Origin of the sequence: Arthrobacter sp. EPSL27 (assembly GCF_001512305.1) — a bacterium.
In the GTDB taxonomy this organism is placed as follows: Bacteria; Actinomycetota; Actinomycetes; order Actinomycetales; family Micrococcaceae; genus Arthrobacter.
The window spans coordinates 90,812-113,674 of record NZ_LNUT01000004.1 but is presented as its reverse complement, the minus strand read 5'-3'; the positions used below and the strand labels follow the sequence as shown (position 1 = coordinate 113,674).

Annotated in this window: 21 protein-coding genes; 14 read left to right on the top strand and 7 right to left on the bottom strand. The window is 69.4% G+C overall.

Features of this window, described 5'->3' with window-relative positions:
- Nucleotides 1–90: 90 nt before the first annotated feature.
- Both AR539_RS05380 and AR539_RS05375 read left to right on the top strand, forming a co-directional pair.
- Nucleotides 91–1,062: an RluA family pseudouridine synthase gene (locus tag AR539_RS05380; RefSeq protein WP_066433338.1), complete on the top strand. Its 972-nt coding sequence runs from the start codon at nt 91–93 to the stop codon at nt 1,060–1,062.
- Nucleotides 1,063–1,143: 81 nt separating this feature from the next.
- Nucleotides 1,144–1,770, top strand: a complete 627-nt coding sequence (locus AR539_RS05375; protein WP_066433336.1) for a DedA family protein — start codon at nt 1,144–1,146, stop codon at nt 1,768–1,770.
- A gap of 23 nt (nt 1,771–1,793) precedes the next feature.
- Here the strand turns inward: AR539_RS05375 and AR539_RS05370 are convergent, their stop codons facing one another.
- From AR539_RS05370 to AR539_RS05360, 3 genes are all read right to left on the bottom strand, one after another.
- The gene (locus tag AR539_RS05370; protein ID WP_066433335.1) at nt 1,794–2,099 is read right to left on the bottom strand and encodes a hypothetical protein; all 306 of its coding nucleotides are present in this window, start codon (nt 2,097–2,099) and stop codon (nt 1,794–1,796) included.
- 122 nt (nt 2,100–2,221) lie between these two features.
- Nucleotides 2,222–5,038, bottom strand: coding sequence for a phosphoenolpyruvate carboxylase (gene ppc, locus AR539_RS05365; protein ID WP_066433334.1), 2,817 nt, complete (start codon nt 5,036–5,038; stop codon nt 2,222–2,224).
- 159 nt (nt 5,039–5,197) lie between these two features.
- Nucleotides 5,198–5,878, bottom strand: coding sequence for an NADPH-dependent F420 reductase (locus AR539_RS05360; RefSeq protein ID WP_066433333.1), 681 nt, complete (start codon nt 5,876–5,878; stop codon nt 5,198–5,200).
- A gap of 140 nt (nt 5,879–6,018) precedes the next feature.
- Between AR539_RS05360 and AR539_RS05355 the strand changes: the two genes are divergently transcribed.
- Together AR539_RS05355 and AR539_RS05350 are read left to right on the top strand one after the other, a co-directional pair.
- Nucleotides 6,019–6,636 carry a TetR/AcrR family transcriptional regulator gene (locus AR539_RS05355; protein ID WP_066433331.1) on the top strand — a complete coding sequence of 206 codons (618 nt, stop codon included), beginning with the start codon at nt 6,019–6,021 and terminating at the stop codon, nt 6,634–6,636.
- Between the two features lie 19 nt (nt 6,637–6,655).
- Nucleotides 6,656–7,498: a DUF1684 domain-containing protein gene (locus AR539_RS05350; protein ID WP_066433329.1), complete on the top strand. Its 843-nt coding sequence runs from the start codon at nt 6,656–6,658 to the stop codon at nt 7,496–7,498.
- On the opposite strand, the gene AR539_RS05345 is transcribed toward AR539_RS05350, so the two are convergent.
- A complete protein-coding gene (locus AR539_RS05345) occupies nt 7,495–8,724 on the bottom strand; it encodes an acyl-CoA dehydrogenase family protein (RefSeq protein ID WP_231728501.1) in 1,230 nt (409 codons plus the stop codon). The genes AR539_RS05350 and AR539_RS05345 overlap by 4 nt on opposite strands.
- Nucleotides 8,724–9,536: an SDR family NAD(P)-dependent oxidoreductase gene (locus tag AR539_RS05340; protein ID WP_066433327.1), complete on the bottom strand. Its 813-nt coding sequence runs from the start codon at nt 9,534–9,536 to the stop codon at nt 8,724–8,726. The genes AR539_RS05345 and AR539_RS05340 overlap by 1 nt, the downstream gene beginning before the upstream one ends.
- A 169-nt stretch (nt 9,537–9,705) precedes the next feature.
- Between AR539_RS05340 and AR539_RS05335 the strand changes: the two genes are divergently transcribed.
- The 4 genes from AR539_RS05335 to AR539_RS05320 all read left to right on the top strand — a co-directional run bounded on the left by AR539_RS05335 (nt 9,706) and on the right by AR539_RS05320 (nt 14,920).
- Nucleotides 9,706–10,929, top strand: a complete 1,224-nt coding sequence (locus tag AR539_RS05335; protein ID WP_066433324.1) for a glycoside hydrolase family 76 protein — start codon at nt 9,706–9,708, stop codon at nt 10,927–10,929.
- A 166-nt stretch (nt 10,930–11,095) separates the two neighbouring features.
- Nucleotides 11,096–12,151 (top strand): iron ABC transporter substrate-binding protein, encoded by a 1,056-nt coding sequence (locus AR539_RS05330; RefSeq protein ID WP_066433322.1) that lies wholly within the window; start codon nt 11,096–11,098, stop codon nt 12,149–12,151.
- A 4-nt stretch (nt 12,152–12,155) separates the two neighbouring features.
- A complete protein-coding gene (locus AR539_RS05325; protein WP_197410564.1) occupies nt 12,156–13,748 on the top strand; it encodes an ABC transporter permease in 1,593 nt (530 codons plus the stop codon).
- A complete protein-coding gene (locus tag AR539_RS05320) occupies nt 13,745–14,920 on the top strand; it encodes an ABC transporter ATP-binding protein (protein ID WP_197410563.1) in 1,176 nt (391 codons plus the stop codon). Before AR539_RS05325 ends, AR539_RS05320 begins: the two co-directional genes overlap by 4 nt.
- A gap of 34 nt (nt 14,921–14,954) precedes the next feature.
- Here AR539_RS05320 and AR539_RS19485 read toward each other — a convergent pair whose 3' ends face one another.
- On the bottom strand, nt 14,955–15,215 hold the full coding sequence (locus tag AR539_RS19485; RefSeq protein ID WP_066433321.1) for a hypothetical protein: 261 nt from the start codon (nt 15,213–15,215) through the stop codon (nt 14,955–14,957).
- Nucleotides 15,216–15,487: 272 nt separating this feature from the next.
- Between AR539_RS19485 and AR539_RS05310 the strand changes: the two genes are divergently transcribed.
- Nucleotides 15,488–17,410: a glycogen debranching N-terminal domain-containing protein gene (locus AR539_RS05310; protein ID WP_066433320.1), complete on the top strand. Its 1,923-nt coding sequence runs from the start codon at nt 15,488–15,490 to the stop codon at nt 17,408–17,410.
- Nucleotides 17,411–17,441: 31 nt separating this feature from the next.
- Here the strand turns inward: AR539_RS05310 and AR539_RS05305 are convergent, their stop codons facing one another.
- Nucleotides 17,442–18,041, bottom strand: coding sequence for a YdeI/OmpD-associated family protein (locus AR539_RS05305; protein WP_066433319.1), 600 nt, complete (start codon nt 18,039–18,041; stop codon nt 17,442–17,444).
- A 90-nt stretch (nt 18,042–18,131) separates the two neighbouring features.
- Between AR539_RS05305 and AR539_RS05300 the strand changes: the two genes are divergently transcribed.
- From AR539_RS05300 to tgt, 5 genes are all read left to right on the top strand, one after another.
- A complete protein-coding gene (locus AR539_RS05300) occupies nt 18,132–18,902 on the top strand; it encodes a hypothetical protein (RefSeq protein ID WP_066433317.1) in 771 nt (256 codons plus the stop codon).
- Nucleotides 18,903–18,945: 43 nt separating this feature from the next.
- Entirely contained in the window at nt 18,946–19,485 is a 540-nt protein-coding gene (locus AR539_RS05295) for an NUDIX hydrolase family protein (protein ID WP_066433315.1), read from the top strand.
- 71 nt (nt 19,486–19,556) lie between these two features.
- Entirely contained in the window at nt 19,557–20,591 is a 1,035-nt protein-coding gene (locus tag AR539_RS05290) for a DUF6707 family protein (RefSeq protein WP_066433314.1), read from the top strand.
- 49 nt (nt 20,592–20,640) lie between these two features.
- The gene (locus AR539_RS05285) at nt 20,641–21,366 is read left to right on the top strand and encodes a hypothetical protein (RefSeq protein ID WP_066433313.1); all 726 of its coding nucleotides are present in this window, start codon (nt 20,641–20,643) and stop codon (nt 21,364–21,366) included.
- Between the two features lie 33 nt (nt 21,367–21,399).
- Nucleotides 21,400–22,698 carry a tRNA guanosine(34) transglycosylase Tgt gene (gene tgt, locus AR539_RS05280; protein WP_066433312.1) on the top strand — a complete coding sequence of 433 codons (1,299 nt, stop codon included), beginning with the start codon at nt 21,400–21,402 and terminating at the stop codon, nt 22,696–22,698.
- The last annotated feature ends 165 nt before the right edge of the window (nt 22,699–22,863 follow it).

Sequence of the window (22,863 nt, the reverse complement as noted above, 5' to 3'; positions counted from 1 at the left end):
TTTGTCAAGAACTTTTTTATCGTCGGATGGGGGTGGGGCTCGCCGCCTCCGGGGCGGCGCCCGCGCCCGCCGCCGTAGAATGGACCGGTGATGCAATCCCCCCTTCCCGTGCGCGACGGCGTCAACGCCACCCGTCTGCGCCTGCCGGACGAGGGCCCGTGGGAAACCGCGATGGACTACATGATGCACCGCTGGGGCCATATCGACCCGCAGGGCATCGAGGAGCGTTTCGACGCCGGCGAGATCGTGGGCGAGGGCGGCATCCCCCTGGACCGGCGCACCAGGCTCGAGGACCACACCTTCATCTGGTACTACCGCACCCTTCCCCCGGAAACCCGGATCCCCGTGGAGCTGGGCATCCTGCACCAGGACGAGCACCTCCTTGTGGTGGACAAGCCGCACTTCCTGCCCACCACCCCCGGCGGCACCTACATCCAGGAGTCGGCCCTGGTGCGGCTCCGGAACCAGCTGGGCCTGCCGGACCTGATCCCCATGCACCGGCTGGACCGGATGACCGCCGGGATCCTCCTGCTCTCCACCAACCCCGAAACCCGCGGCCGCTACCAGGTGCTCTTCGAAAAGCGCCAGGTGCAGAAGGAGTACGAGTGCGTGTCCGCGGCGGAGCCCGCGCCCGGGCATCCCGCCGTCGACTTTCCCGTGGTGGTCCGGAACCGGATGACCAAGTCCCGCAGCTACCTGCTCGCCGAAGTGGTGGACGGCGAGCCCAACGCGGAAACCCGCATCGAGCGGCTGCGCACCTTCGCCGGCCCCGGCGCTCCCGCCCAGGGCAGGGAAACCAGCGGCACGCCCGACGGCGGCCAGCGGCGCGCGCTGTACCGGCTCGAGCCGCACTCGGGCAAGACCCACCAGCTCCGCGTGCATATGGCGTCCCTGGGCCTGGGGATCGTCAACGACGCCTTCTATCCGGACCTGCTGGACAAGGCCCCGGATGACTACACCAAGCCGCTCCAGCTCCTGGCCCGCGGCATCCGGTTCGTGGACCCCATCTCCGGAAAACCCGTCGAATACCGCAGCGGCCTGGAGCTCAGCGAAGCGCGCTGAGCCCGCGCGGCGGCAGCCGCACACCGCAGCCTCATCCCAGCCCGTAGGTCCGACCGGACGCAAGTGCGGTAATTTGTGCCCATGGACTTCGGCAGCGCGGACGGCTGGCGGGACGCGATCTACTTCTGGATCGTCCCGATTGTCATGGGCGATGCCATTTTTCCGCCGGTCCCGTCCGAGATGGTGGTCATCACCGGCGGCGCCCTGTCCGCCGCCGGCCGCGCCAACGCGTTCCTGGTGGTGTTCCTCGCGGCGGCCGCGTCGTGGCTGGGCGACATGCTAGTGTTCCAGCTCTTCAAGCGCCGCCTGAGCCATGTCCTGGACCGGTGGCGGTGGGGCCGTGTCTTCCACCAGTCCGTGCACACGGCGATCGGGAAGGCGGGCCGGTCCACCACCTACGGGGCCATCATCGGCATCCGGTTCATCCCTGGCGGCCGGCTGGCCACTACCGCCGCGGCCGGCATCGCCAACGTCTCCACCCGCGGATTCAGTCTCTGCGCGGCCCTCGGCGGCCTCCTGTGGGCGGCGTGGTCCGTCGGCCTCGGCTACGCCACGGGCGCGGCCACGGGCCTGCCGTTCTGGGCGAGCTCGCTGATCGGCGTCGGCGTCGGGATCCTGATCGGCGTCATAGTGGGCGTGGTGGTCACGCGGAGGCGCGGCAACAGCTCTCCCGTGGTGGACGGGCCCGACGACGAACTGGACTTCTGACCCGCACCCGTCCCGCGCAGCATCTACACGGGCGCCCAGCGGCCCCTGTTGCGGCGGAGCACCATCAGGTTCCCGGTCACGGCAACGCGTTCGACGGCGTCGCGCATCATCGCGGCCGACTCCAGCGCCTGGCTGTTCTCACCGCTGTAGGACGTCGGCTCCACGAGGAAGCGCAGGTGCAGCTGCGGCACGCCGCCGGCCAGTTCGAGCTGGTTCGCCTCGACGTGGTGCCTGGTCTCCAGCGCTTCGACGGCCGCGGCCATCACGGCCTCGGGCGGATTTCCCGGCTTCAGGCCGGTGATCTTCAGTCTGGTCTGGAAGGACGGCATGGAATCAACCCTAGCCGCCCCTCGACCCTCCCGCAGATCCGGCCGGATCTAGGCGGACCCTCCCGCAGGCACTGAGGGAGGGTCCGGAAAAAACCCGCCACACCTGAGGGAGGGTCTGAGGGTCAGCCGGTGTTGCGCAGGCCGGCCGCCACACCGTTCACCGTGATCAGCATGGCGCGCTGCAGGCGCTCGTCGATCTCGCCGTTGGACATGCTCTCTCCGGCCCCCTCGGACCGCACCCGGCGCAGCAATTCCACCTGCAGGTAGCTGATCGGGTCGAGGTACTGGTCCCGGATCTCCAGCGAGCGCTTCAGCGTGGGCTGGGCGTCGAGGAGCAGGTCCTCGCCGGTGAGGTTCTGGATCTCCGCGACGGTGAGCTCGTATTCGGCCCGGATGGCGCGGAAGAGGTGGTGCAGTTCCTCCGGCACCAGCGTGGAGACGTAGTAGCCGGCGATGTCCATGTCCGTTTTGGCCAGCGTCATTTCCACGTTGGACAGCACGGACCGGAAGAAGTGCCAGCCGTCCATCATCTCCACCAGTTGGGCCGAGTGCCCGGCCTCGCGGGCGGCCTTGAGCCCGGAGCCGACGCCGAACCAGCCCGGGACGATCTGCCGCGACTGGGTCCAGCCGAACACCCACGGGATGGCCCGCAGGCCCTCGAGTCCCGCGCCGGAATCGGGCCGCTTGGACGGCCGCGAGCCGATGTTGAGGGACCCCAGCTGCTCCACCGGGGTGGACGCCATGAAGTACGCGGGCAGGTCAGGGTCATCGATCAGCGTCCGGTACCGGGCGAACGCGGCGTCGGAAACGGTCTCCATGACGTGGCCGTAGCGTTCGCGCTGGTCCTCGGAGGTGCGCGGGGTGCGGTGCAGCGCCGAGCCCTGCAGGACGGCCGCGAGCGAGAGCTCCAGGTTCTCCCGGGCGAGCTCGGGCAGCGAGTACTTGTCCGAGATGACCTCACCCTGCTCGGTGAACTTGATCTCGCCTTCCAGCACACCGTTCGGCTGGGCCATGATGGCGTCGTAGGTGGGCCCGCCGCCGCGGCCCACCGAGCCGCCGCGGCCGTGGAAGAGGCGCACCCGGACGCCGTGCTTCGCGGCGACATCCCGGAGCTTGCGCTGGGTCTTGTGGATCTCCCACTGGCTGGTCATCACCCCGGATTCCTTGTTGGAGTCCGAGTAGCCGAGCATGATTTCCTGCACGTCGCCGCGGAGCCGGACCAGCTCGCGGTACGACGGGTCGGACAGCAGCTGGTCCACGATCTCGGCCGAGGCACGCAGCTCCTCCACCGTCTCCAGGAGCGGTGCGAAGCCGATCCGGGCGTAGGGTGCCTCGCCGAAGAGGCTGACCAGCCCGGCTTCGCGGGCCAGCACCGCCGCGGCCAGGACGTCGTCCGCACCCCGTGTCATGGAGATGATGTACGTCTCGATCACGTCCGGGCCGTAGGTGCGCAGGGCACGGCGGATCTCACGGAAGACGTCGTACGTACCGTCGGCGACGCCGTCGAGCTTGATCGGGTGGCCGGACAGCGGGCGGCGCGAGGCCAGTTCCGAGCCCAGCACCTCCAGCCGTTCGGGCCGGCTGAGTTCCGCGTAGCGGACCCCGGGCCCGCCCAGGCGGTCCATCAGCTGCCCGACGGCGTCGTGGTGGTGGTCCGCGTGCTCTCGGATGTCGAGGGTGGCCAGGTGCAGGCCGAAGGAGGCGATGGCGCGGCGGACCCGGGCCAGGGCCCCGTCGGCGGCGAGGGCGGCGTGATGGTTGCGGAGCGAACGCTCCAGCAGGCCCAGCTCGGCGATCAGCTCGGCGGTGGCGGTGTAGTCGCGGCCCGGCTCGTGCGCCGACCCGGCCGAGACGCGCCGGGCGGTGTTCAGCAGCTTGGCCTTGATGCAGGTGAGCTTGAGCCGGTACGGCTCCTGGGCGTTCAGTTCGAGGACGCGGCGGTCCAGCCCGGGCAGGTTCTTGAGGTCGACGTCGATCGACTCCAGCAGCTCGCTGTCCGCCCCGGCGAGCGCCGTCGAGTTCGACAGGATGGAGATCAGCCCGTCGATGAGGCCGATGCTGATCCGGACGGCGTGCTGGTTCTGGATCTGCAGAATCTCGCGGGTGACGGCTGCGGTGACGTTGGGGTTGCCGTCCCGGTCACCGCCGATCCAGGACCCGAAGCGGATGGGTGCCTTCTCCGCGGGGAGGCTGACGCCGTGCTCGGCGAGCAGTTCGGAGAGGTCCGAGAGCATCTCCGGCATGGCGTCGCCCAGAATGCCGGTGAGGTAGTAGATCGCGTTCCGGGCCTCGTCCACGGGGGTGGGCCGGACCTGGCGGAGTTCGTCCGTCTGCCACATCTGGTCGATCACCTCGGCCAGCTGCCGGTCCTGGCGGCGCCGCGCGGATGTTCCCTCCGCGGTGGTCTCCGCGAGGATGTCGGAGAGCCGGCGCACCTTGTCCAGCACGGACCGGCGGGAGGCCTCGGTGGGGTGCGCGGTGAAGATGGGGCGGACATCGAGTTCGTTCACCACGTCCTGCAGCACCGTGGGGCCGGCCTGCCCGGCGACGTCGGCGACAGCCTTGGCCAGCCAGCCGTCCTTTTCCTGCCGCGTGCGCAGCCCGCGGACCCGGTGGACCTGCTCGGCGGCGTTGGCCAGGTGGAAGTAGAACGCGAAGGCACGGACAAGGTCCGTCGCCTGCTCCAGGGGCAGGGAGCCGAGCAGCTCGCGGACCTGGGCGACGACGTCGTACGAGCTCCACGGCCCGGTGGCATCGGCACCGCCGCGGGCAGCCTCCTTGGACTCCTTCGTCAGCAGGCGCACCTGCTCCACGAGGTCCAGGAGTTCCGGGCCGTGCTGGCGGACCAGCGATTCGCCGAGGAGGGTGGACACCCGGCGGACGTCGGCCCGGAGCTCGGCGGCAAGATCGGTGTCAGAATGCATTGCAGTGTCAGCCATGGAATCAATCTCTCAAGAGGACTTGGCTCGTACACTGCGCTGGATACTGTGAGCCGGGTTACTTTCTTCCTCAAAGATGCTACCTGCAGCCGCCGCGTGCCGGGAATCCGTCTCAGATAGTGTCGGGCCGGGCGCGCACAGGCCCCGCCGCCGGCCGGCCTAGCGGGCGATCTTGAAGTTGAACGCTCCGGTTCCCAGCGCGCCCCAGACCCGCAGCCAGATCGGCAGCACCATTTCGGCGCCGCGGGCGGTGGTGATGTCGCCCAGGTCGATGATGTCGCGGTGGCCCAGGTCCCTGAGCAGCCCGCTCACAACTTCCTTGGCATCGACATCGTTTCCGGAGACAAATACCGAGTGGTCTCCCCCGGCAACGCTCGCCGGGTCCACCATCACGCCCGCGTTCATCGTGTTGAGGGTCTTGACCACGCGCGCCTCCGGGAAGGTCCGCTGGATCTGCTCGCCCAGGCTGTCCGTGTTCACGGGGTTCAGCGACGGCGGGAAGCCGTGGGAGAAGTCCAGCGGATTGGCGACGTCGATCAGCACCTTGCCGGCGAGGTTTTCCGCCCCTGCCGCGCCCAGGGCGGCCAGGGAGCCGGTGCCGTTGGTTGCGTTGACCACGACGTCGGCGCCGGCGGCGGCGTCCGCGTACGTGGCGACGCCGACCCGACTGTGCGCCGCGTGCCATTCGGCGAAGGGCGGGCCTCCCGTCGCGCCGGGTTCGGTGCGGACCAGCGTCGCTTCCGGGTCGCGGGTGCCGATGACGACGTGGTGCCCCAGGCCGGACAGCGCCCCGGCGATTGCGGGGCCGACGGTCCCGGTTCCCAATACGGCGATCTTCATGGCGTCCTCGAATTTCTGGATGGGTATCGGCGGGCTCAACGGTAGACAGGGCTGTCTGCTGTTTTGGAGGCTACCAGACAGACCTGTCTGCGGCAATGACGCACAGACTGGTCTGTCCACCCCGGAGGTAGCATGGACCCATGACGCCGCCAGCAGCCACGGGAAAGCAGGCAGCCCGCACCCCGGCCGGGCAGGCCAGGGACAAGATCCTCGCCACCGCCTTCCGTCTCTTCTACGCCCAGGGGCTCCGGGCCGCCGGCATCGACACGATCATCGCCGAGTCCGGCGTCGCGAAGGCCACGTTCTACAAGTACTTCCCCGCCAAGGATGACCTCATCCTGGCCTATCTGGAAAAGGTGGACGGCGTGTGGACCGGGCAGCTCCACGCCGCCGCGGAAGCCTCTGGGCCGGAGCCCGCTGACCAGCTCGTTGGCCTGTTCGACGCCCTGACCACCGCCTGCCGCCGCGACGGCTACCGCGGTTGCGCCTTCATCAACGCCGCCGCCGAGTCCGCGTCCGGCACCCGGGTGCACGAACGGACGGTGGCCCACAAACAGCAGGTCCGCGCCTGGATCCGGGACCTGGCCGGCCGCGCCGGCGCCCCGGATCCGGACCAGCTGGCCCGCAGCCTGACCCTGGTCCTGGACGGCGGCCTCGCCAGCGGTGTGCTTGACGCCGATCCGTCCGCGGCCGCCGCGGCCAAGGCAACGGCAGCCCACCTGGTTGCAGCCAGCCTCGGCACACACCACCCCAACTGACCCGCAGCAGGAGGAACCCGTGACCACCACCAACCCCGGCACCGACGCCCAGCTGGCCCGCTGGCAGCGCTTCCGGAACAACCGCAACACGGCCCTGGCCAGCGACTACGGCTGGCTGACCCTGACATCCTTCCAATGGCTGGAGGACAAGCCGGCCGCCGTCGACCTCGCCCCCGGGCTCTGGTCCACGGACGGCACGACGGCGTTCCTCACCGCCGCGGCGGCTGACGGGATCACCCTCGTGGAGACCGGCGCCCCGGTGGACGGCACCATCAGCGCGGCGCTTTCCGATGAGGAGTCGCTGTTCTGGGTCCAGTACGGCGGCGGTGACGGGCGGCAGGTGCAGGTGGAACTCGCCATGCGCGGCGGCAGGTACGCGGTGCGCACCAGGGATTCCACGTCGCCCGTGTTCACCGGGTTCGACGGTGTCCCCACCTTCGACTACCGGCCCGACCTGGTGGTCGAGGCGCGCTTCCACCCCTATCCGGAGCCCGTCGACGTCCCGATCGGCACCGCCAACCCGCTGGTGGACGGGGTGCACCGGTCCGTCGGCGAACTGGGGTTCCGGCTCCCCGGCAAGGACCACGAGTTCCGGCTGCAGGCCGAGGAGGAGAAGCTCGGCGCGCTGACCGTCACGTTCCACGACGAGACGAACGGCGAAAGTACCGACGAGTGGCGGAAGGTCTCCACGGCCCGGCCCCGCACCGATGCCCAGGGGAACCAGACGGTGATCCTGGACTTCAACCGGGCCATCAACTACCCCAGCGCCTTCACCCCTTACGGCACCTGCCCCATGCCGGTGAAAAACAACAGCCTGGACTACCGGATCGAAGCCGGGGAGAAGGAGCCCGGCCTGCTCTAGACGATCGCGGACACCCCTGTCACGGCCCGTCCCACGATGAGGGTGTTGATCTCGAACGATCCCTCGTAGGTGTAGATGGCCTCCGCGTCGGCGAAGATCTTGGCCATCGCAAAGTCGGTGACAATCCCGTTGCCGCCCAGCAGGGACCGGCCCATGGCCACGGTTTCCCGCATGCGGGCACTGACGTAGGACTTCGCCAGCGCCACCTGGGGCATGTCCGCGGCACCCTGCTCCTGCAGCTGGGCGATGCGGACCATCATGCCCATGCTCGCGACGGCGTTGCCCAGCATGGTCACCAGCTGCTGCTGGACCAGCTGGAATTTCGCCAGCGGCCGTCCAAACTGCTGGCGTTCGACGGCGTACTGCCGGGCGACGTCGAAGGCGGCCAGCTGCTGGCCCACACCCTGCCAGGCGACCATGATCCGGGAGCCGCGCAGCAGCTCGTTGGTGTCCTCGAAGCTGCTGATCCCGGCGAAGCGGTCCGCCTCCGCCACCTGGACGTCCTTGAAGGTGATGTCCGCGTTCTGCACGGTGCGCAGCGCGATCTTGTTCTCGATCCGGCTCCGGGTCACGCCCGGGAGGGTGGCGTCGACGATGAAGCCGCGGATGCCGCCGTCGGCCTCGTCCCGCGCCCAGACCAGCATGTAGTCGCAGAATGTCCCGTTGCCGATCCAGCGCTTGGCGCCGTTGAGCACCCAGGTGTCCCCGCCGTCGGGCGCCCCGCCGGCGACACGGCGGGCGGTGGTCTCCATCCCGCCGGCCACGTCGGAGCCGTGGTCCGGTTCGGTGAGCGCGAACGCGCCGGTGGTCCGCAGGTTGGCGGCGTCGTCCAGCAGGCGCGCCTTCTGTTCCTCCGAGCCGAAGCCGTAGAGGGACTCGACGAAGAGGTCGTGGTGGACCAGGAAGAACGTTGCGAGCGAGGTGTCCACCCGCGTGATCTCGGCGATGACCAGCCCGGCGAACAGGTGGCTGTAGCCGCGCTGGGCGGGCGCGCTGAGCTCCAGGGCCGCCAGCTGGGGCAGGATGTGGGCGGGGAACTCCGCCTTGTTCCACCACTCGCCGGCATAGGGCGCCACCTCACGGGCCAGGAACTCCCGCAGTTCAGCGAGTTTGGCCTGCTCCGCGGCGTTGAGCATCGCCTCGAAGTCGAAAAAATCAGCGGTGGGCAGGTCCCGCCCGGCGCCGGCGGCCGCGCCGGCTTCGGCGCGCATCACGTCGGCGCTCATTACTTCGGTCCCATCCGGATGGCGCCGTCGAGGCGGATGGTTTCGCCGTTGAGCATGGCGTTGTCGACAATGTGGGCGGCAAGGTTGGCGTACTCGGCGGGGCGGCCCAGCCGGGACGGGTGCGGCACCTGCTGCCCGAGGGAATCCTGGGCCTCCTGCGGCAGTCCGGCCATCATCGGGGTCTCGAAGATGCCCGGCGCAATGGTGACCACCCGGATGAGCGACCGCGCGAGTTCGCGGGCGATCGGCAGCGTCATGGCGTGCACCGCGCCCTTGGAGGCCGAGTAGGCGGGCTGGCCGATCTGGCCGTCGAACGCCGCCACCGAGGCGGTGTTGATGATGACGCCGCGCTCCGGGCCGCCGAGCTCGGTCACGGCCGGTTCCGTGGCGGCCATCGCGGCCGCCGCGAGCCGGATGACGTTGAAGGTCCCCACGAGGTTGATCTGGATGACCCGGCTGAAGGTCTCCAGCGGCAGCACGCCGTCGCGGCCCAGGACCTTCCCGGGGGTGGCGATGCCGGCGCAGTTGACCACGATCCGCAGCGGGCCAAGGGCGACGGCGGCGTCCACGGCCGCCTGCACCTCGCTTTCGCTGGTGACATCGGCGGGAACGAACACCGCCCGGTTCCCCGCCTGGCCCCGTGCCGGGGCTTCGGCCCGGGTATTCAGTTCGGCGGCGAAGGCGTCGCCGGCAGAGCCCGGCAGGTCCACCAGAACCACCGAGGCGCCGGCGTCGAACAAGCGCCGGGCGGTGGCCGCGCCCAGTCCCGAGGCCCCGCCCGTAATCAGCGCAACCGTACCTTTGATGTCCATGCATCCTCCTTGATGTGGAACCGGAACCCGCCGCGGCACCGTGCCGGTCGCCACGGATCTGCAGGAGCTTAGTTAGTTCAGGTTAACTGGAATGCGGGCATTCCGCACCTTCACCCGCGGGGCATGTCCGCTCCGGCCCTGCACCCGTCCCCGCCGCTAGGCTGGAGCCATGACCCACGCAGAGACGTCCGCCGCCCCCGACTGGCCGCTCCGGGCCGACGAGGCGGCCCGTTCGGTGACCCGGATGTTCGGGCAGCGGCTCCTGTTCCTGCCGGGGACGCACATCGCCGCCATCGTGCGGCCGTCGGGCGGACTCAAGAACCTGGCCCGGCCCTGGCACTACTGGTGGCAGGCGCACTATGTGGACTGCCTCGTGGATACCGGCCGCCGGGAACTGGGGCGTGCTGGCAGGCCCGCCACCCGCTTCGACGGCGATGACCGGCCCAGCGCCGGCCGGCTGGCCTCCCGCCTGGTCACAGGGATCCGGCTGCGCAACTTCCTGACCTTCGTCAACAACTACTACGACGACATGGCCTGGCTGGCGCTGTCCACGCTGCGGCTGGAAAAACTTGCGGAGGACAGCCGCAAGGCGGCTGGCCGCCGCCGCAATGCCAGGGCCCTCCAGCGCCTCACCCTGCAGTTCGACTCCGCATCCACAGACGACCTCGGCGGCGGCACGTTCTGGAGCAAGAAGCGGGACTTCAAAAACACCCCGGCCACGGCCCCGGTGGCCCTCTACTACGCCCGCACCGGCAAGCAGGCCAGAGCGCAGGCCCTGCTGGACTGGCTGGAGGCCCGGCTGTTCGACCCGGCACAGGGCCTGTACCAGGACGGGCTGCGCATCGCTCCGGACGGGGACGTGGTGCTGGAAAGCGCCATTTACACGTACAACCAGGGTCCGGTCCTGGGCGCCCTGCTGGAACTCGGCGGCGACGCCAACCTGGGCCGCGCGTCCGCACTGGTGGCCGCCGTCGCCCGCAACCTCACCCTCCCGGCCACGCCGGCCGGGGGCAGCGCCGCGGTGCTGCGCTGTGAGGGCACCGGCGACGGCGGGCTGTTCACCGGCATCCTGGTCCGGTACCTGGCCCTGGCCGCCTCCGACCCGCGGCTTCCGGTCGCTACCCGGAGCACGGCCGCGGCGTTGGTGACCGGCACCGCCGAGGCCTTCTGGCAGGGCCGCCGCATCGTGCCGGCCGGGGATCCGCTGGCCCGCAAGGGCGGCCGGGTCCTGTTCTCGGCCCGCCCCGAGCGGCCGGCGCACGCCACCTATCCGGAGGGCGCCGCCGTCGAACTTTCCACCCAGCTGCAGGCCTGGATGGTGTTGGAGGCCGCCGCGTCAATTGCGGGCCCCGCCGGACTCCCGGGACCCGGAAACATCACACCTTCGAATTAAGTCACGCAATAGTTTCGTAATTACTGTGATCCTGATCACTTAAGGCGCCTTCAGCTTGGTTGCTTAGGTTTGGCTAACCTACAGTTTTTCGTAGTGAGCACGCCCTAACTTCCCCCCGCTCACAGGGGGCTAGGGACCCTAAGACCTTCCTTACGAAAGCAGCCCCATGAAGATCCGCACCAACGCGCTGGCAGGTATTGCACTTGCCGCCACCGCCGCGCTCGGCCTGTCCGCCTGTGGCTCCGGCGCCTCGACGTCCCCCAACAGCAGCGCCGCCGCTGGCTCCGGAATCTCCGGCGAGATCACCGTCTACAACGCCCAGCATGAGTCCCTGACGAAGGAATGGGTGGACGCGTTCACCGCAGAAACCGGCGTCAAGGTGACCATGCGCCAGGGCTCCGACACGGAGATGTCCAACCAGATCATCCAGGAAGGCAAGGCCTCCCCGGCCGACGTCTTCCTCACGGAGAACTCCCCGGCCATGGCCCAGGTGGAAAACGCCGGGCTCTTCGCCGACGTCGACCAGGCCACCATTGACCAGGTGCCGGCCGAATTCCGCCCCTCCACCAACAAGTGGACCGGCATCGCGGCCCGCTCCACCGTGCTGGTCTATGACAAGGCCAAGCTCACCGAGGACCAGCTGCCCAAGTCCATGCTGGACCTGGCCAAGCCGGAATGGCAGGGCAAGTGGGCGGCATCGCCGTCCGGTGCCGACTTCCAGGCCATCGTCTCCGCACTGCTCGAGCTCAAGGGCGAAGCCGCCACGGAGGAATGGCTGCAGGGCATGAAGGAGAACTTCAAGGCCTACAAGGGCAACAGCACGGCCATGAAGGCGGTCAACGCCGGCGAGGTCGACGCCGCCCTGATCTACCACTACTACTACTACGGCGACCAGGCCAAGACCGGCGAGAACTCCAAGAACGTCACCCCGTACTACTTCAAGAACCAGGACCCGGGCGCGTTTGTGTCCGTCTCCGGCGGCGGCGTGCTGCAGTCCTCGAAGAACGCGGCGGCCGCCCAGGCCTTCGTCAAGTTCATCACCGGCAAGAAGGGCCAGGAGGTCCTGCAGAAGGGCACGTCCTTCGAATACGCCATCGCGTCCGACGTCCCGGCCAACGAAAAGCTGGTCCCGCTGGCGGAGCTGCAGGCTCCCACGGTGGACCCGGCCAAGCTCAACTCCGAGAAGGTCACCGAGATGATGACCAAGGCAGGACTGCTGTAACCACGTGACCACCAAGCTGGCGGCACCCGGAACTCCCGGGGGCACGACGACGGCGGGCCGGGGCAAACGCCCCCGCCCGCCTTTCGGCGTTTCCGCGGTGTCAATCCTTGCCGTACTCATTGCCCTGTTTTCGCTGATCCCGCTGGGGTACGTCATTGTGATGACGGTCGCCACGGGGTGGGAGACCGCCTCGGCCCTGATCTTCCGCGAGCGGGTGGGCGAGCTGCTGCTCAACACTGTGCTGCTGATGGCGGTCACCGTGCCGCTCTGCCTGGCGCTCGGCGTGGGCGGGGCCTGGCTGGTGGAGCGGACCACACTCCGCGGGCGGAAGGTGTGGGCCGTGCTGCTCGCGGCGCCGCTGGCCATCCCGGCGTTCGTCAACAGCTACGCCTGGGTCTCCGCGGTGCCGTCCCTGGAGGGGCTGTGGTCCGGCGTGCTGATTGCCACGCTGTCCTATTTCCCGCTGGTCTACATCCCGGCCGCCGCCGCGCTCGGCCGGCTGGACCCCGCCATCGAACAGTCCGCGGCGGCCCTGGGCCTGGGCGCCTGGCGCACTTTCTTCCGGGTGGTGCTGCCGCAGCTGCGCATTGCCATGACCGGCGGGGCGCTGCTGGTGTCCCTGCACCTGCTGGCCGAATACGGCGCGTTCGCGATGATCCGCTTCGACACCTTCACCACCGCCATCATGGTGCAGTACCAGTCCACGTTCAACGGGACCGCCGGGAACATGCTGGCCAGCGTCCTGGTCTTCTTTTGCCTGATCCTGCTGCTGGTGGAGGTCCGCAGCCGCGGCAGCGCACGCTACGCCAGGATCGGTTCCGGCGCCCAGGCCGGCGCCCTCCGCCTGCCCCTGCACGTCTACCAGGTCCCGGCCCAGCTGTTCCTGGCCGCGCTCACCGCGCTGGCCTTCGGCCTGCCGCTGACCTTTGTGCTGCGCTGGATCATCGCCGGCGGCCCGGAGATCTGGGCCGCGGACGAATTCCTTCCGGCCCTCCTGCAAACCCTGACGTACGGCCTTGCGGGCGCCCTCGCCACCACGGTCGTCGCCTTCCCCATGGCGTACTTGGCCGTGCGGCACCCCAGCTGGTTCAGCAAGGCCCTGGAGCTGTCCAATTACATCACCAGCTCCCTCCCCGGGATTGTGGTGGGCCTGGCCTTCGTGACCGTCAGCATCAAGGCCGCACCGGATCTCTACCAGACCTCGGCCCTGCTGGTAGCGGCGTACGTGCTGCTGTTCCTGCCGCGCGCCCTGGTCAACATCCGCTCCGGCCTGGCCCAGGCGCCGAAGGAACTCGATGAGGCCGCCCAAGCGCTCGGCAAGCCGCCGCTGCTGGCCTTCCTCCGGGTCACACTGCGGCTCACCGCCCCGGCAGCCGCCGGGGGCGCCGCCCTGGTGTTCCTCGGGATCGTGAACGAACTCACGGCCACCCTGCTGCTCTCCCCCAACGGCACCCGGACGCTCGCCACCGAGTTCTGGAGCAAGAGCAGCGAGATCGACTACGCCGGCGCCGCGCCATACGCCCTGCTGATGATCCTGATCTCGGCGCCGATGACCTACCTCCTTTTCCAACAGTCCAAGAAAGCAGCGGGACAGTGACCCAGTACAGCCCTTCGCGCCTTCCGGAACCGCGGATCGCCCCCTCCGTGGCCCCCAGCACCAACAGCCACCTGGAAATCGAGTCCGTCACCAAGAACTTCGGCTCCCAGGCCGTCCTCCAGGGCGTCAACCTCGCGGTGGCCAAAGGCGGGACAACGGCGATTGTGGGCCCGTCAGGCTCCGGCAAGACCACCCTGCTGCGGCTCATCGCAGGGTTTGAGCACCCGGACACCGGCAGCATCTCGCTCAACGGCGCCAAGGTGGCCGGCGACGGCGTCTGGGTTCCCGCGCACAAACGGCATGTGGGTTACGTGGCGCAGGACGGGGCGCTCTTCCCGCACCTGAGCGTCGGCCAGAACATCTCCTTCGGCCTGGACTCCGCCAAGCTATCCGGCGGACACCGCGGTGTGAAGGCGCGGGTGGGCGAGCTGCTGGAGATGGTCTCGCTGGACCCCGCCATGGCCAAGCGCCGCCCGCACCAGCTCTCCGGCGGGCAGCAGCAGCGGGTGGCCCTCGCCCGTGCGCTGGCCAGGGAGCCGGAACTCATGCTGCTGGACGAACCGTTCTCCGCCCTCGACGCCGGGCTGCGGGTGGCCACGCGCCGCGCCGTGGGAAAGGTCCTCCACGACGCCGGCGTCACCACCATCCTGGTCACCCATGACCAGGGCGAGGCGCTGTCCTTCGCGGACCAGGTGGCGGTGATGCGCGGCGGACGGCTGGCGCAGATCGGCAACCCGTTCATTGTCTACACGCGGCCCGCGGACCGTGCCACCGCCGAGTTCCTGGGCGACGCCGTCATCCTCGACGCCTGGATGGAAGGCTCCCTGGCCACGTGCTCCCTGGGCGGCATCCCCGTGCGCCGGCCGCCGGCGCAGGGCCGCGTCCAGCTGATGCTGCGCCCGGAGCAGATCCGGATCGCCGAGGACGGACCCATCCGCGGAACGGTGGTGGACACCGATTACTTCGGACCGGAGACCACGGTGCGGCTCAAGCTCGCGGTCCCGCCCGTCCTCGCGGAGGGTGCCTTGGCGGACCACCGCTACCCGGGCGGCGGCGAGATCATTACCATCCGGCACTGGAACGCCTCCATCGCCCGCCCGGGCACCGAGCTGTGCCTCCGGGTCGTGGGCGAGGCCGTGGCCTTCCCCATGGACGACCTGCCGCAGGCGTAGCCGTACCCGCGCGGGCGGGAGCTACGCGAGCGAGTTACGGCCCCGTGTGGAGGACCGTGCCGCCCAGGTGTTTCTGGAGGCGGTCCAGGTCTTCACTGACCACGGTCCAGTTCTTTCCGACATTGATAGCCCTCTGCCCGGCCGTCCCCACAAAATCGAGCTGCGACTGCAGATACGTGTCGCTGCTGTATGTGGCCAGGAACAGGAACTCGCCGCAGCTTCCCGAGGAGGCGGCGAACTTGGCGGGCGGGGTGTCCAGGACCAGCTCCGGGCACCGCAGGCCGGCGTTTTCCACCGCCTGCCTTAAATCTTCAATCGACTGGTACGTTCCCCCGTCCGCCGGCGGCGGCGGTACCTCCGAGGCAGCACACGCTGCCAGGGAGCAAGCGGCCACGGCTGCCGCAGCGCCCAAAGTCCATCGGTTCATTTCCGGTTCCCCCATCTGAAAACGTGTCCGTCCCTCCAGCCTACGGCCCGGCTACGGCCCGGCCACGGCACCAGGAATCCGGCCGGCGGGCCCCGCGGGGTTCGTTGAGCAGGTCCGGCTCCCGGCATAGGGTGGGGCGCATGACTGTTCAGCCAGCGCTCCACCGCCAGCACTGCTCCGTTGCCGCGCCCACCCAGCTCTGGCTCGACGCCGACGGGCGGCTGGCCGGCGCTGCCGGTTCCTCCGGCTCTGCTGTTTCCTCCGGCTCTGCTGCCGCAGGAGGGGGCTGGTTCACGGGTCTGCTGCACGGCGACACCCGGATGCTGTGCCGGGCGGAGGTCCGGGTGAACGGCATGGAGCCGGAACCGGCCACCGTGGAGGCGGAGACCGGCGGTGTGCTGCGCGTGCGCGGGCTGGTCCGCGGCATCCCGGGGCCCACGGAGGATCCCGCCGTCGAACTGGTCCAGACCTGGACGGTCACGCCCGGCGTCGTCCGCCATTCCCTGCACCTTGCCACGTCCCTTGAGTCGCTGGAGGTGGAAATCGAAGTCCGGCTGGCCGCGGACTTCACCGACATGGCCGCCATCCGCCTCAGCCGCTTCCGGGATCCCGCCGAGCCGTTCGCGGCGGACGATTCCACGCTGCGCTGGCGCGACGGCGGGCGGACCCTGACCGTCGCGGCCCCCGGCAGCGTCGCCGCCGGGGAGAGGCTCGTCTGGCGCGGCACGGCAGGACGCGGGCGCCCGTTCGACGCCGAATGGCAGGCTGTGCTCGCCGACAGCGACGACGCCGTGGTGGCGGCCCCGCCGGCCGCCTCGCGCAGCGTCCGCGCGCAACCGTCCGGTGCCCTGGGGCAGCTGCTGGACAACTCCCTCGACGAGCTCGCCGGCCTCCGGCTGGCCACGCGGCGGGTGCCCGACGCGCCGTTCCTCGCCGCCGGGGCGCCGTGGTATTTCACCTTGTTCGGGCGTGACTCGCTCTGGGCGGCCCGGATGCTCCTGCCGCTCGACGCCGGGCTCGCCGCCGGAACGCTGCGCACACTGGCCGCCTTCCAGGGCACCGGGAGCGATCCCGCCGCCGCCGAAGAGCCCGGCAAGATCCTGCACGAACTCCGCGCCAAGGAGCTGGTGCTTGAGAGCCAGGGGCTGCGCCTCCCGCCAGTCTACTACGGCGCCGTCGACTCTACCCCGCTGTGGCTGTGCCTGCTGGCGGAACTCGGCCAGTCCGGGCTGGACGACGCCGCGGTCCGCTCCCTCCTGCCCAACGCGGTGCGGGCGGCGGACTGGCTGCTGGCTGCCGGCGGCGCGCCCGGCAGCCCCAATAGCGGGTTCCTCAGCTATCAGGACGCCACCGGCCACGGCCTCAGCAACCAGGGCTGGAAGGATTCCGGGGACGCCATGCAGTTCCGCGACGGCCGGCAGGCGGACGGGCCCATCGCCCTCTCCGAGGTGCAGGGCTACGCCTACCAGGCCGCCGTCCACACCGCTGATCTGTTTGACGCCTATGGCGAGCCCGGCAGCCAGGCGCTGCGGGACTTTGCCGAGGCCCTGCAGCAGAATTTCCGGGCGCGCTTCTGGGTCGAGGACGACGGCGGGGCCTTCCCTGCCATGGCCCTCGACGGGCACGGCGATCCCCTGGACATCCCGGGGTCCAACATGGGCCACCTGCTGGGCACCGGCATCCTGGACGCTTCCGAGGCCCGGCTCGTGGCGGACCGGCTGCTGGGCCCTGACCTGTTCTCCGGCTACGGCGTGCACACCATGTCCCGGCGGGCCGCCGGCTTCTGGCCGTTCAGCTACCACTGCGGGTCCGTCTGGAGCCACGACACCGCGATTGCGGCCCGGGGACTGCTCGCGGAGGGGTTCCTCGCCGAGGCCCGAACCATCGCCGAAGGCCTCCTGGCCGCGTCCGGGGCGTTCGGGCACCGCCTGCCGGAACTTTTCGCCGGCATCCCCGCCGGGGAGGCGGGGCACGCGGTGCCGTACCCGGCGTCGTGCCATCCGCAGGCCTGGTCCTCGGCGTCGGCCGTGGTGATTGCCCAGGCCATGGGCGTCCGCTTCTAGGGACCGCGGCCGCCAGCCGGTCGGAGGCCGGTCAGGTCGCCGTCGGGCGTCGTTTCTGCGGGTACGGCGTTTCATGCCTGGCCAGCATCTCGACGAACCCTTCGATTTTCTTCTGCCGGGTGGCGGCCTGCTTGACGCCGTTGGTCCGGTAGATCAGGGCGAACCGGTTCACCGAGGTCAGCACCTCGAACATCGCCTGCGCCCGCGGCTCCGCTGCGATGGCCGCGGCAAGATCCTCCGGCACCTCCGCCGTCGCCGCGCCGGAGTAGGCGGCTTCCCAGCGCCCGTCCGCCTTGGCACTGTCGACGGCGGCGCGTCCCGCAGCAGCCATCCTCCCCTCCGCCTCCAGACGCCCGATCCGCTCCACATTCCGGGCGGACCACACACTTTTCGGCCCCCTCCGGGTCATCCGCTGGAAGGAACTGTCTTCGTCGCGGCGCCGCCCCTGCCCGTCGATCCAGCCGAAACAGAGCGCTTCCTGCAGGGCGGCCTCGTAGTCCAGCTCCGTCACCGAGCCGCCTTTTTTGTGCAGCACCAGCCACACCCCCGGGCTGTCCGCGTGGTGTTCCTCCAGCCAGGCGCGCCACTGGGCCGCATCCTTCACCAGGAGTTCCTCAAGTTCACGAGCCATTGCACCATTGTGCTCCCGCCCCGCCCCCTGCGGCCGCTTTGGTGGGACGATATTCCTGAGACCCCTTCCACCACTACCTGAGGAGCAACGATGCTGCGAGTCCGCCCGATCCACTTCACCTCCCGGCTTGACCCGTGGGAGCGGCTGCTGACCGGCCTCGGCCTGGTCAAGACGGTTGACGAGCCCACGTGGCGGGAGTTCGACGCCGGTTCCGGCCGTCTGGCCCTGCACTTCGTCGAGGAAGGGTCGCCCCAGGACGGCACCACGTCCCTAGGCGTCGAAGTGGGGGACCTCAAGGAATTCGCCCGGCGGACCAAGGAGTCCGGCGCGGCCGGGAGCACCACCGCCGGCGGCACCACGGCGGAACTCATCGAGGCGGACCACGGCCCGTCCTGCCGCATCACCGCCGCCGGCGGTTTCAGCTTCCTGGCCGACCCGGCAACCCGCGCCGGCGACGGTAGCTGGGGCGGGTCGGCCGAGGCCGACCCGGACATCGCCGTCGTCGGTGTCTGGTTCTCCGAGGACGCGGTCGCGGCGGCGCAGACGCTGCGCGATATCGGCGCCCAGCCCCGCCCTGTCCCGGGCGACGCAGGCACGGACACCGCCGAATCGGAGGCGTTCACGGCGAAAAACGGCGGGATCCTGATGCTCGGAGCCGGTACCGGCACCGGCAGCGCGGGTCTGGGCTTCGAGTACGCCGGCGACTTTGACGCCCTGCGCCACCGCCTCGGGGAGGCCGGTCACGAGGCCGCGGTCCTCGAGGAAGCCCTGATCCCCACCCTCCACGTGGCCAACCCCGATGCCGACGGAACCGCCGCGCATCCGCCGCTCTGGATCTCCGCGGCACCGGCCTCCGGGTGAGCATGACCCCAACTCAGCGGCAGGGATGGGGTAGAACTTAACCATGAACGTTCGCACCCCTGACCCGAACCCTGGCTGGCTTTCCGAAGAAGATCTGTTTGAGGCACGCGGCCGGCTGCCCATGGTCTATGTCGAGGCCGTCCCGGTCCGGCTGGACCCGCTGGGGTTCGTGAACGAGGTGGGCACTCTCCTGCAGGCCGACGAGGACGGCAACATGATCCGCTCGCTGGTCTCCGGCCGGGTGCTGTACCGGGAGACCATCCGGGCCGCCCTGCTGCGCCACATGGAGAAGGACCTGGGCCCGCTGGCGTTCCCGCAGCTGCCCATCAGCCCGGTGCCGTTCACGGTGGCCGAATACTTCCCGTCCCCGTCGCACACCGGGTTCACGGACGACCGCCAGCACGCAGTCGCACTGGCGTACGTCATTCCGGTTACCGGAGAATGTTCCCCGCGCCAGGACGCGCTGGAACTGACCTGGATGACGCCGCAGGAAGTGATGAGCTCGGATGTCCAGCTGGAATTCAGCGGCGGACGCGGCGCCCTGATCCGGCAGGCACTGGCCTTCGCCGGCGTCGGGAACTGACCGCGGACGGCTGCCCACCCTCGCCTTTGTAGACTGATGGGCGGACCAAAAAAGAAATTTAAGGATTCCAGATGACCCACCCCCCGGCCGCCCCGAACTACGTCGAACAGCAGGCGGGAGCTCTGCAGAGCGGCGATCATCTGCTCCTGCCTGACGGCAACCGCTCCGCCGAAATCCAGCGCGTCGACGTCGAAACCGACGATTTCGGCACTCCCGCCATGGTCCTGGCGACCCTCACCGGTGGCGGCGGGCTGCGGATCGCGGCGGCCTCCACCGTCCTGGTCCTGGAGGAGGGCGCGGGGGTTGACGACGGCCCGTCCGGCGAGGCGGCCGCCCCGTTGCAGCTCGTCGAACCGGCCGCGGACACCCAGGCCCGGAGCGATGCCGCCGGGCAGGAAAGCAGCCCCGCGGAGGGCGCCGGAACCGTCGTCGTGCCTCCCCTGCCGCCTGTCCCGCCGGTGCCGCCCGTGGTGAGCGGGCCCAGCGAAGAGGACCTGGCGCTGATCCCGGCGGTCAACGGGACGCCCGAGTCGGTGGTTAAAGCGGCGGCCGGTGCGCACCCGAAGTCGGTGGGCGTGCTGCTGCTCGGCGAGCGGCTGGCCAAGGGCATCAACACCAAGTCCGGGAGCTGCCTCAAAGACCTCAGCGACCTGGCGCAGGAGCTGTTCATCATCCTCAAGGACGCCGAGAACGCCCTCGCCGTGGCCGACCTGCTGAACGTGCTTCCTTTCGACGGCAACCGCGGGCGCTGGGCTTCGGTGGAAGCCTCACTGGCCCTGTCCAGCTACATCTGCCGCCAGCTCGGCCAGGAGGAGCGGGCCGCCGTCTACGAGAAGTTCCTCCGCGCCCCCGACGCGATGGAAACGGACCCGTTCAAGGCCAGGATCAACGCCAAGGTGCGCCAGCGCTCCCTCAACGAGCCGAACCTGTACGACAAGGAAATTTTCCGCGCGATGGACAACTCGAATCCGGACGCGGAGCGCGAGTGGCGGCTCCTGCGGCTGGAGGCGCTGCTGTTCCTGCGTGCCCACGGCGGGTCGGAAACTATCGGTGCGCCGGAGCTGGACCGCCGGATCGGCAACGAACTCGAGTCCGTCCGCTCCTGAGGCGTTAGGCCCCTACCCGCTGGACGCCGGGCGCTGTAGATTTCACCCCATGACGAACAATCTGAGCGTTGTGATCAACTCTGACGCGCAGCAGGTTTGGACGATGCTGCGCGAGCCCGCGTTGGTTGCCCAGTGGCACGGCTGGCAGGCCGACGACCAGGCGGCCGAAATCAACGAGATCTACTTCAGCCCCAATGTCATCGAGAGCGCCGACCACACGTCCCTGGTGGTCGACGGCGGGGACGTGTTTACGCTGAAACCCGTCCCCACCGGCACGGAACTCAGCGTCACCCGCGCCGCGGTGGACCACAATTCAGAATGGGCCGCCTGGGATGAGGACATCACCCAGGGCTGGCTGACCTTCATCCAGCAGCTCCGGTTCGCCCTCGAACACCACCCGCACGGCAAGCGGCGGACGTTTTTCTTCTCCGTCCCCGGGAATGAGGGGTCCGCGATCGAAAAGCTGGGCCTGTCCGACGTCCCCAAGCCCGGCGAACCGTACTCGCTGACCCTGGCCACGGGCGAGGAGGTCTCCGGGAAGGTCTGGTTCCGCAGCAACCACCAGTTAGGGCTCACCGTCCACCACTACGCCGAGCACGGCGACGGTCTTGTGATCGTGGCGGACCAGCCGGTCATCAAGGACATCAGGCCCGAGGGCGGATCCCTGGTGATTGTCTCCACCTACGACCTCGGAGCGCACCAGCTCGAGTCGATCCGCCACTACTGGGACACCTGGCGGGCTGAGAACTACCCCACATCCGATCCGCTGCACTAAGGGTTGCAGGCTGTTAGCTGGCACACTTGAACGGTGCCAGCGAATCCTGAATCACCCGTGCCGCCGCTCCTGCCGGCCCAGCAGTCCGAGTTTTCCTTCCGCGTGGGCAAACGCCTGAGCGAAAGCTGCCCGCCGTCGCCCGCGCAGGTCGCCGAAAACGGCGGGGAGTTTTTGGGCCGCACCGGAACCATCACCACCCCGCACGGGGAGATCCAGACCCCCGCGTTCATCGCCGTGGGCACCAAGGCCACGGTGAAGTCGGTGCTGCCGGAGTCCGTCGCCGAGCTCGGCGCGCAGGCCGTCCTGGCCAACGCCTACCACCTGTATCTGCAGCCGGGCGCGGACATCCTGGACGAGGCCGGCGGGCTGGGCGCGTTTATGAACTGGCGCGGGCCCACGTTCACGGATTCCGGCGGCTTCCAGGTGATGAGCCTGGGGTCGGGGTTCAAGAAGGTCATCGACATGAAGTCGGTGGACAGTTCGGGGCCCGATGACGCCGTCGCCCCCGGCAAGGAACGCCTGGCCCATGTGGACGAGGACGGCGTGTGGTTCAAGAGCCACCTCAACGGCGACCGGCACCGTTTCAGCCCCGAAATCTCCATGAACGTCCAGCACCAGATCGGCGCGGACATCATGTTCGCGTTCGACGAGCTGACCACGCTGCAGAACTCCCGCGGCTACCAGGAGGAGTCGCTGGAACGCACCCGCCGGTGGGCCGAGCGCTGCATCACGGAGCACTTCCGGCTCACGGAGGAGCGCGCGGGCAAGCCCTACCAGGCCCTGTTTGGGGTCATCCAGGGCGCCCAGTACGAGGACCTGCGCCGCAAGGCCTGCCAGGACCTCGGCGCCATGAACTTCGACGGATTCGGGATCGGCGGTGCCCTGGAGAAGGAAAACCTCGGCACCATTGTGCGCTGGTGCAACGAGGAGCTGCCGGAGAACAAGCCCCGGCACCTGCTGGGCATTTCGGAGCCGGACGACATCTTCACCGCCATCGAGAACGGCGCGGACACGTTCGACTGCGTCTCCCCCACCCGGGTGGCCCGGAATTCGGCGTTCTACCACCCCACCGGCCGGTACAACCTCTCCGGTGCCATGTACAAGCGTGACTTCGGCCCGCTGCAGGAAGGCTGCGACTGCTACGCCTGCCTGAACTATTCGCGGGCCTACATCCACCACCTGTTCAAGGCCAAGGAGATGGTCTCGGCGACCTTGATCTCGATCCATAACGAGCGCTTCGTGGTGAAGATGGTCGACGACGCGCGCCTGGCCATCGAGGCGGGCAACTTCTTCGAGTTCAAGGCCGAGACCCTGGCGAACTACTACTCCTAGCCCGCGCCCGGCCCGGCGCGCCCGGCTGCGTTGTCGAATTCGCCGGAATCGTGCGGGTTCGCCGGAACGTTCCGGCGAACTGGCACGCTTCCGGCGATTTCGCGCTTCGCAGCGGGTCAGCGGGCGGGGTGCGACGCCGAGTAGACCCGCTGGCGGAACCCTCGT

What these genes read in the sequence shown, in the direction of transcription:
- AR539_RS05380 (WP_066433338.1), top strand. Translation starts at nt 91, where the DNA reads ATGCAATCCCCCCTTCCCGTGCGCGACGGCGTCAACGCCACCCGTCTG.
- AR539_RS05375 (WP_066433336.1), top strand. Translation starts at nt 1,144, where the DNA reads ATGGACTTCGGCAGCGCGGACGGCTGGCGGGACGCGATCTACTTCTGG.
- AR539_RS05370 (WP_066433335.1), bottom strand. Translation starts at nt 2,099, where the DNA reads ATGCCGTCCTTCCAGACCAGACTGAAGATCACCGGCCTGAAGCCGGGA.
- ppc (WP_066433334.1), bottom strand. Translation starts at nt 5,038, where the DNA reads ATGGCTGACACTGCAATGCATTCTGACACCGATCTTGCCGCCGAGCTC.
- AR539_RS05360 (WP_066433333.1), bottom strand. Translation starts at nt 5,878, where the DNA reads ATGAAGATCGCCGTATTGGGAACCGGGACCGTCGGCCCCGCAATCGCC.
- AR539_RS05355 (WP_066433331.1), top strand. Translation starts at nt 6,019, where the DNA reads ATGACGCCGCCAGCAGCCACGGGAAAGCAGGCAGCCCGCACCCCGGCC.
- AR539_RS05345 (WP_231728501.1), bottom strand. Translation starts at nt 8,724, where the DNA reads ATGAGCGCCGACGTGATGCGCGCCGAAGCCGGCGCGGCCGCCGGCGCC.
- AR539_RS05340 (WP_066433327.1), bottom strand. Translation starts at nt 9,536, where the DNA reads ATGGACATCAAAGGTACGGTTGCGCTGATTACGGGCGGGGCCTCGGGA.
- AR539_RS05335 (WP_066433324.1), top strand. Translation starts at nt 9,706, where the DNA reads ATGACCCACGCAGAGACGTCCGCCGCCCCCGACTGGCCGCTCCGGGCC.
- AR539_RS05330 (WP_066433322.1), top strand. Translation starts at nt 11,096, where the DNA reads ATGAAGATCCGCACCAACGCGCTGGCAGGTATTGCACTTGCCGCCACC.
- AR539_RS05310 (WP_066433320.1), top strand. Translation starts at nt 15,488, where the DNA reads ATGACTGTTCAGCCAGCGCTCCACCGCCAGCACTGCTCCGTTGCCGCG.
- AR539_RS05305 (WP_066433319.1), bottom strand. Translation starts at nt 18,041, where the DNA reads ATGGCTCGTGAACTTGAGGAACTCCTGGTGAAGGATGCGGCCCAGTGG.
- AR539_RS05300 (WP_066433317.1), top strand. Translation starts at nt 18,132, where the DNA reads ATGCTGCGAGTCCGCCCGATCCACTTCACCTCCCGGCTTGACCCGTGG.
- AR539_RS05295 (WP_066433315.1), top strand. Translation starts at nt 18,946, where the DNA reads ATGAACGTTCGCACCCCTGACCCGAACCCTGGCTGGCTTTCCGAAGAA.
- AR539_RS05290 (WP_066433314.1), top strand. Translation starts at nt 19,557, where the DNA reads ATGACCCACCCCCCGGCCGCCCCGAACTACGTCGAACAGCAGGCGGGA.
- AR539_RS05285 (WP_066433313.1), top strand. Translation starts at nt 20,641, where the DNA reads ATGACGAACAATCTGAGCGTTGTGATCAACTCTGACGCGCAGCAGGTT.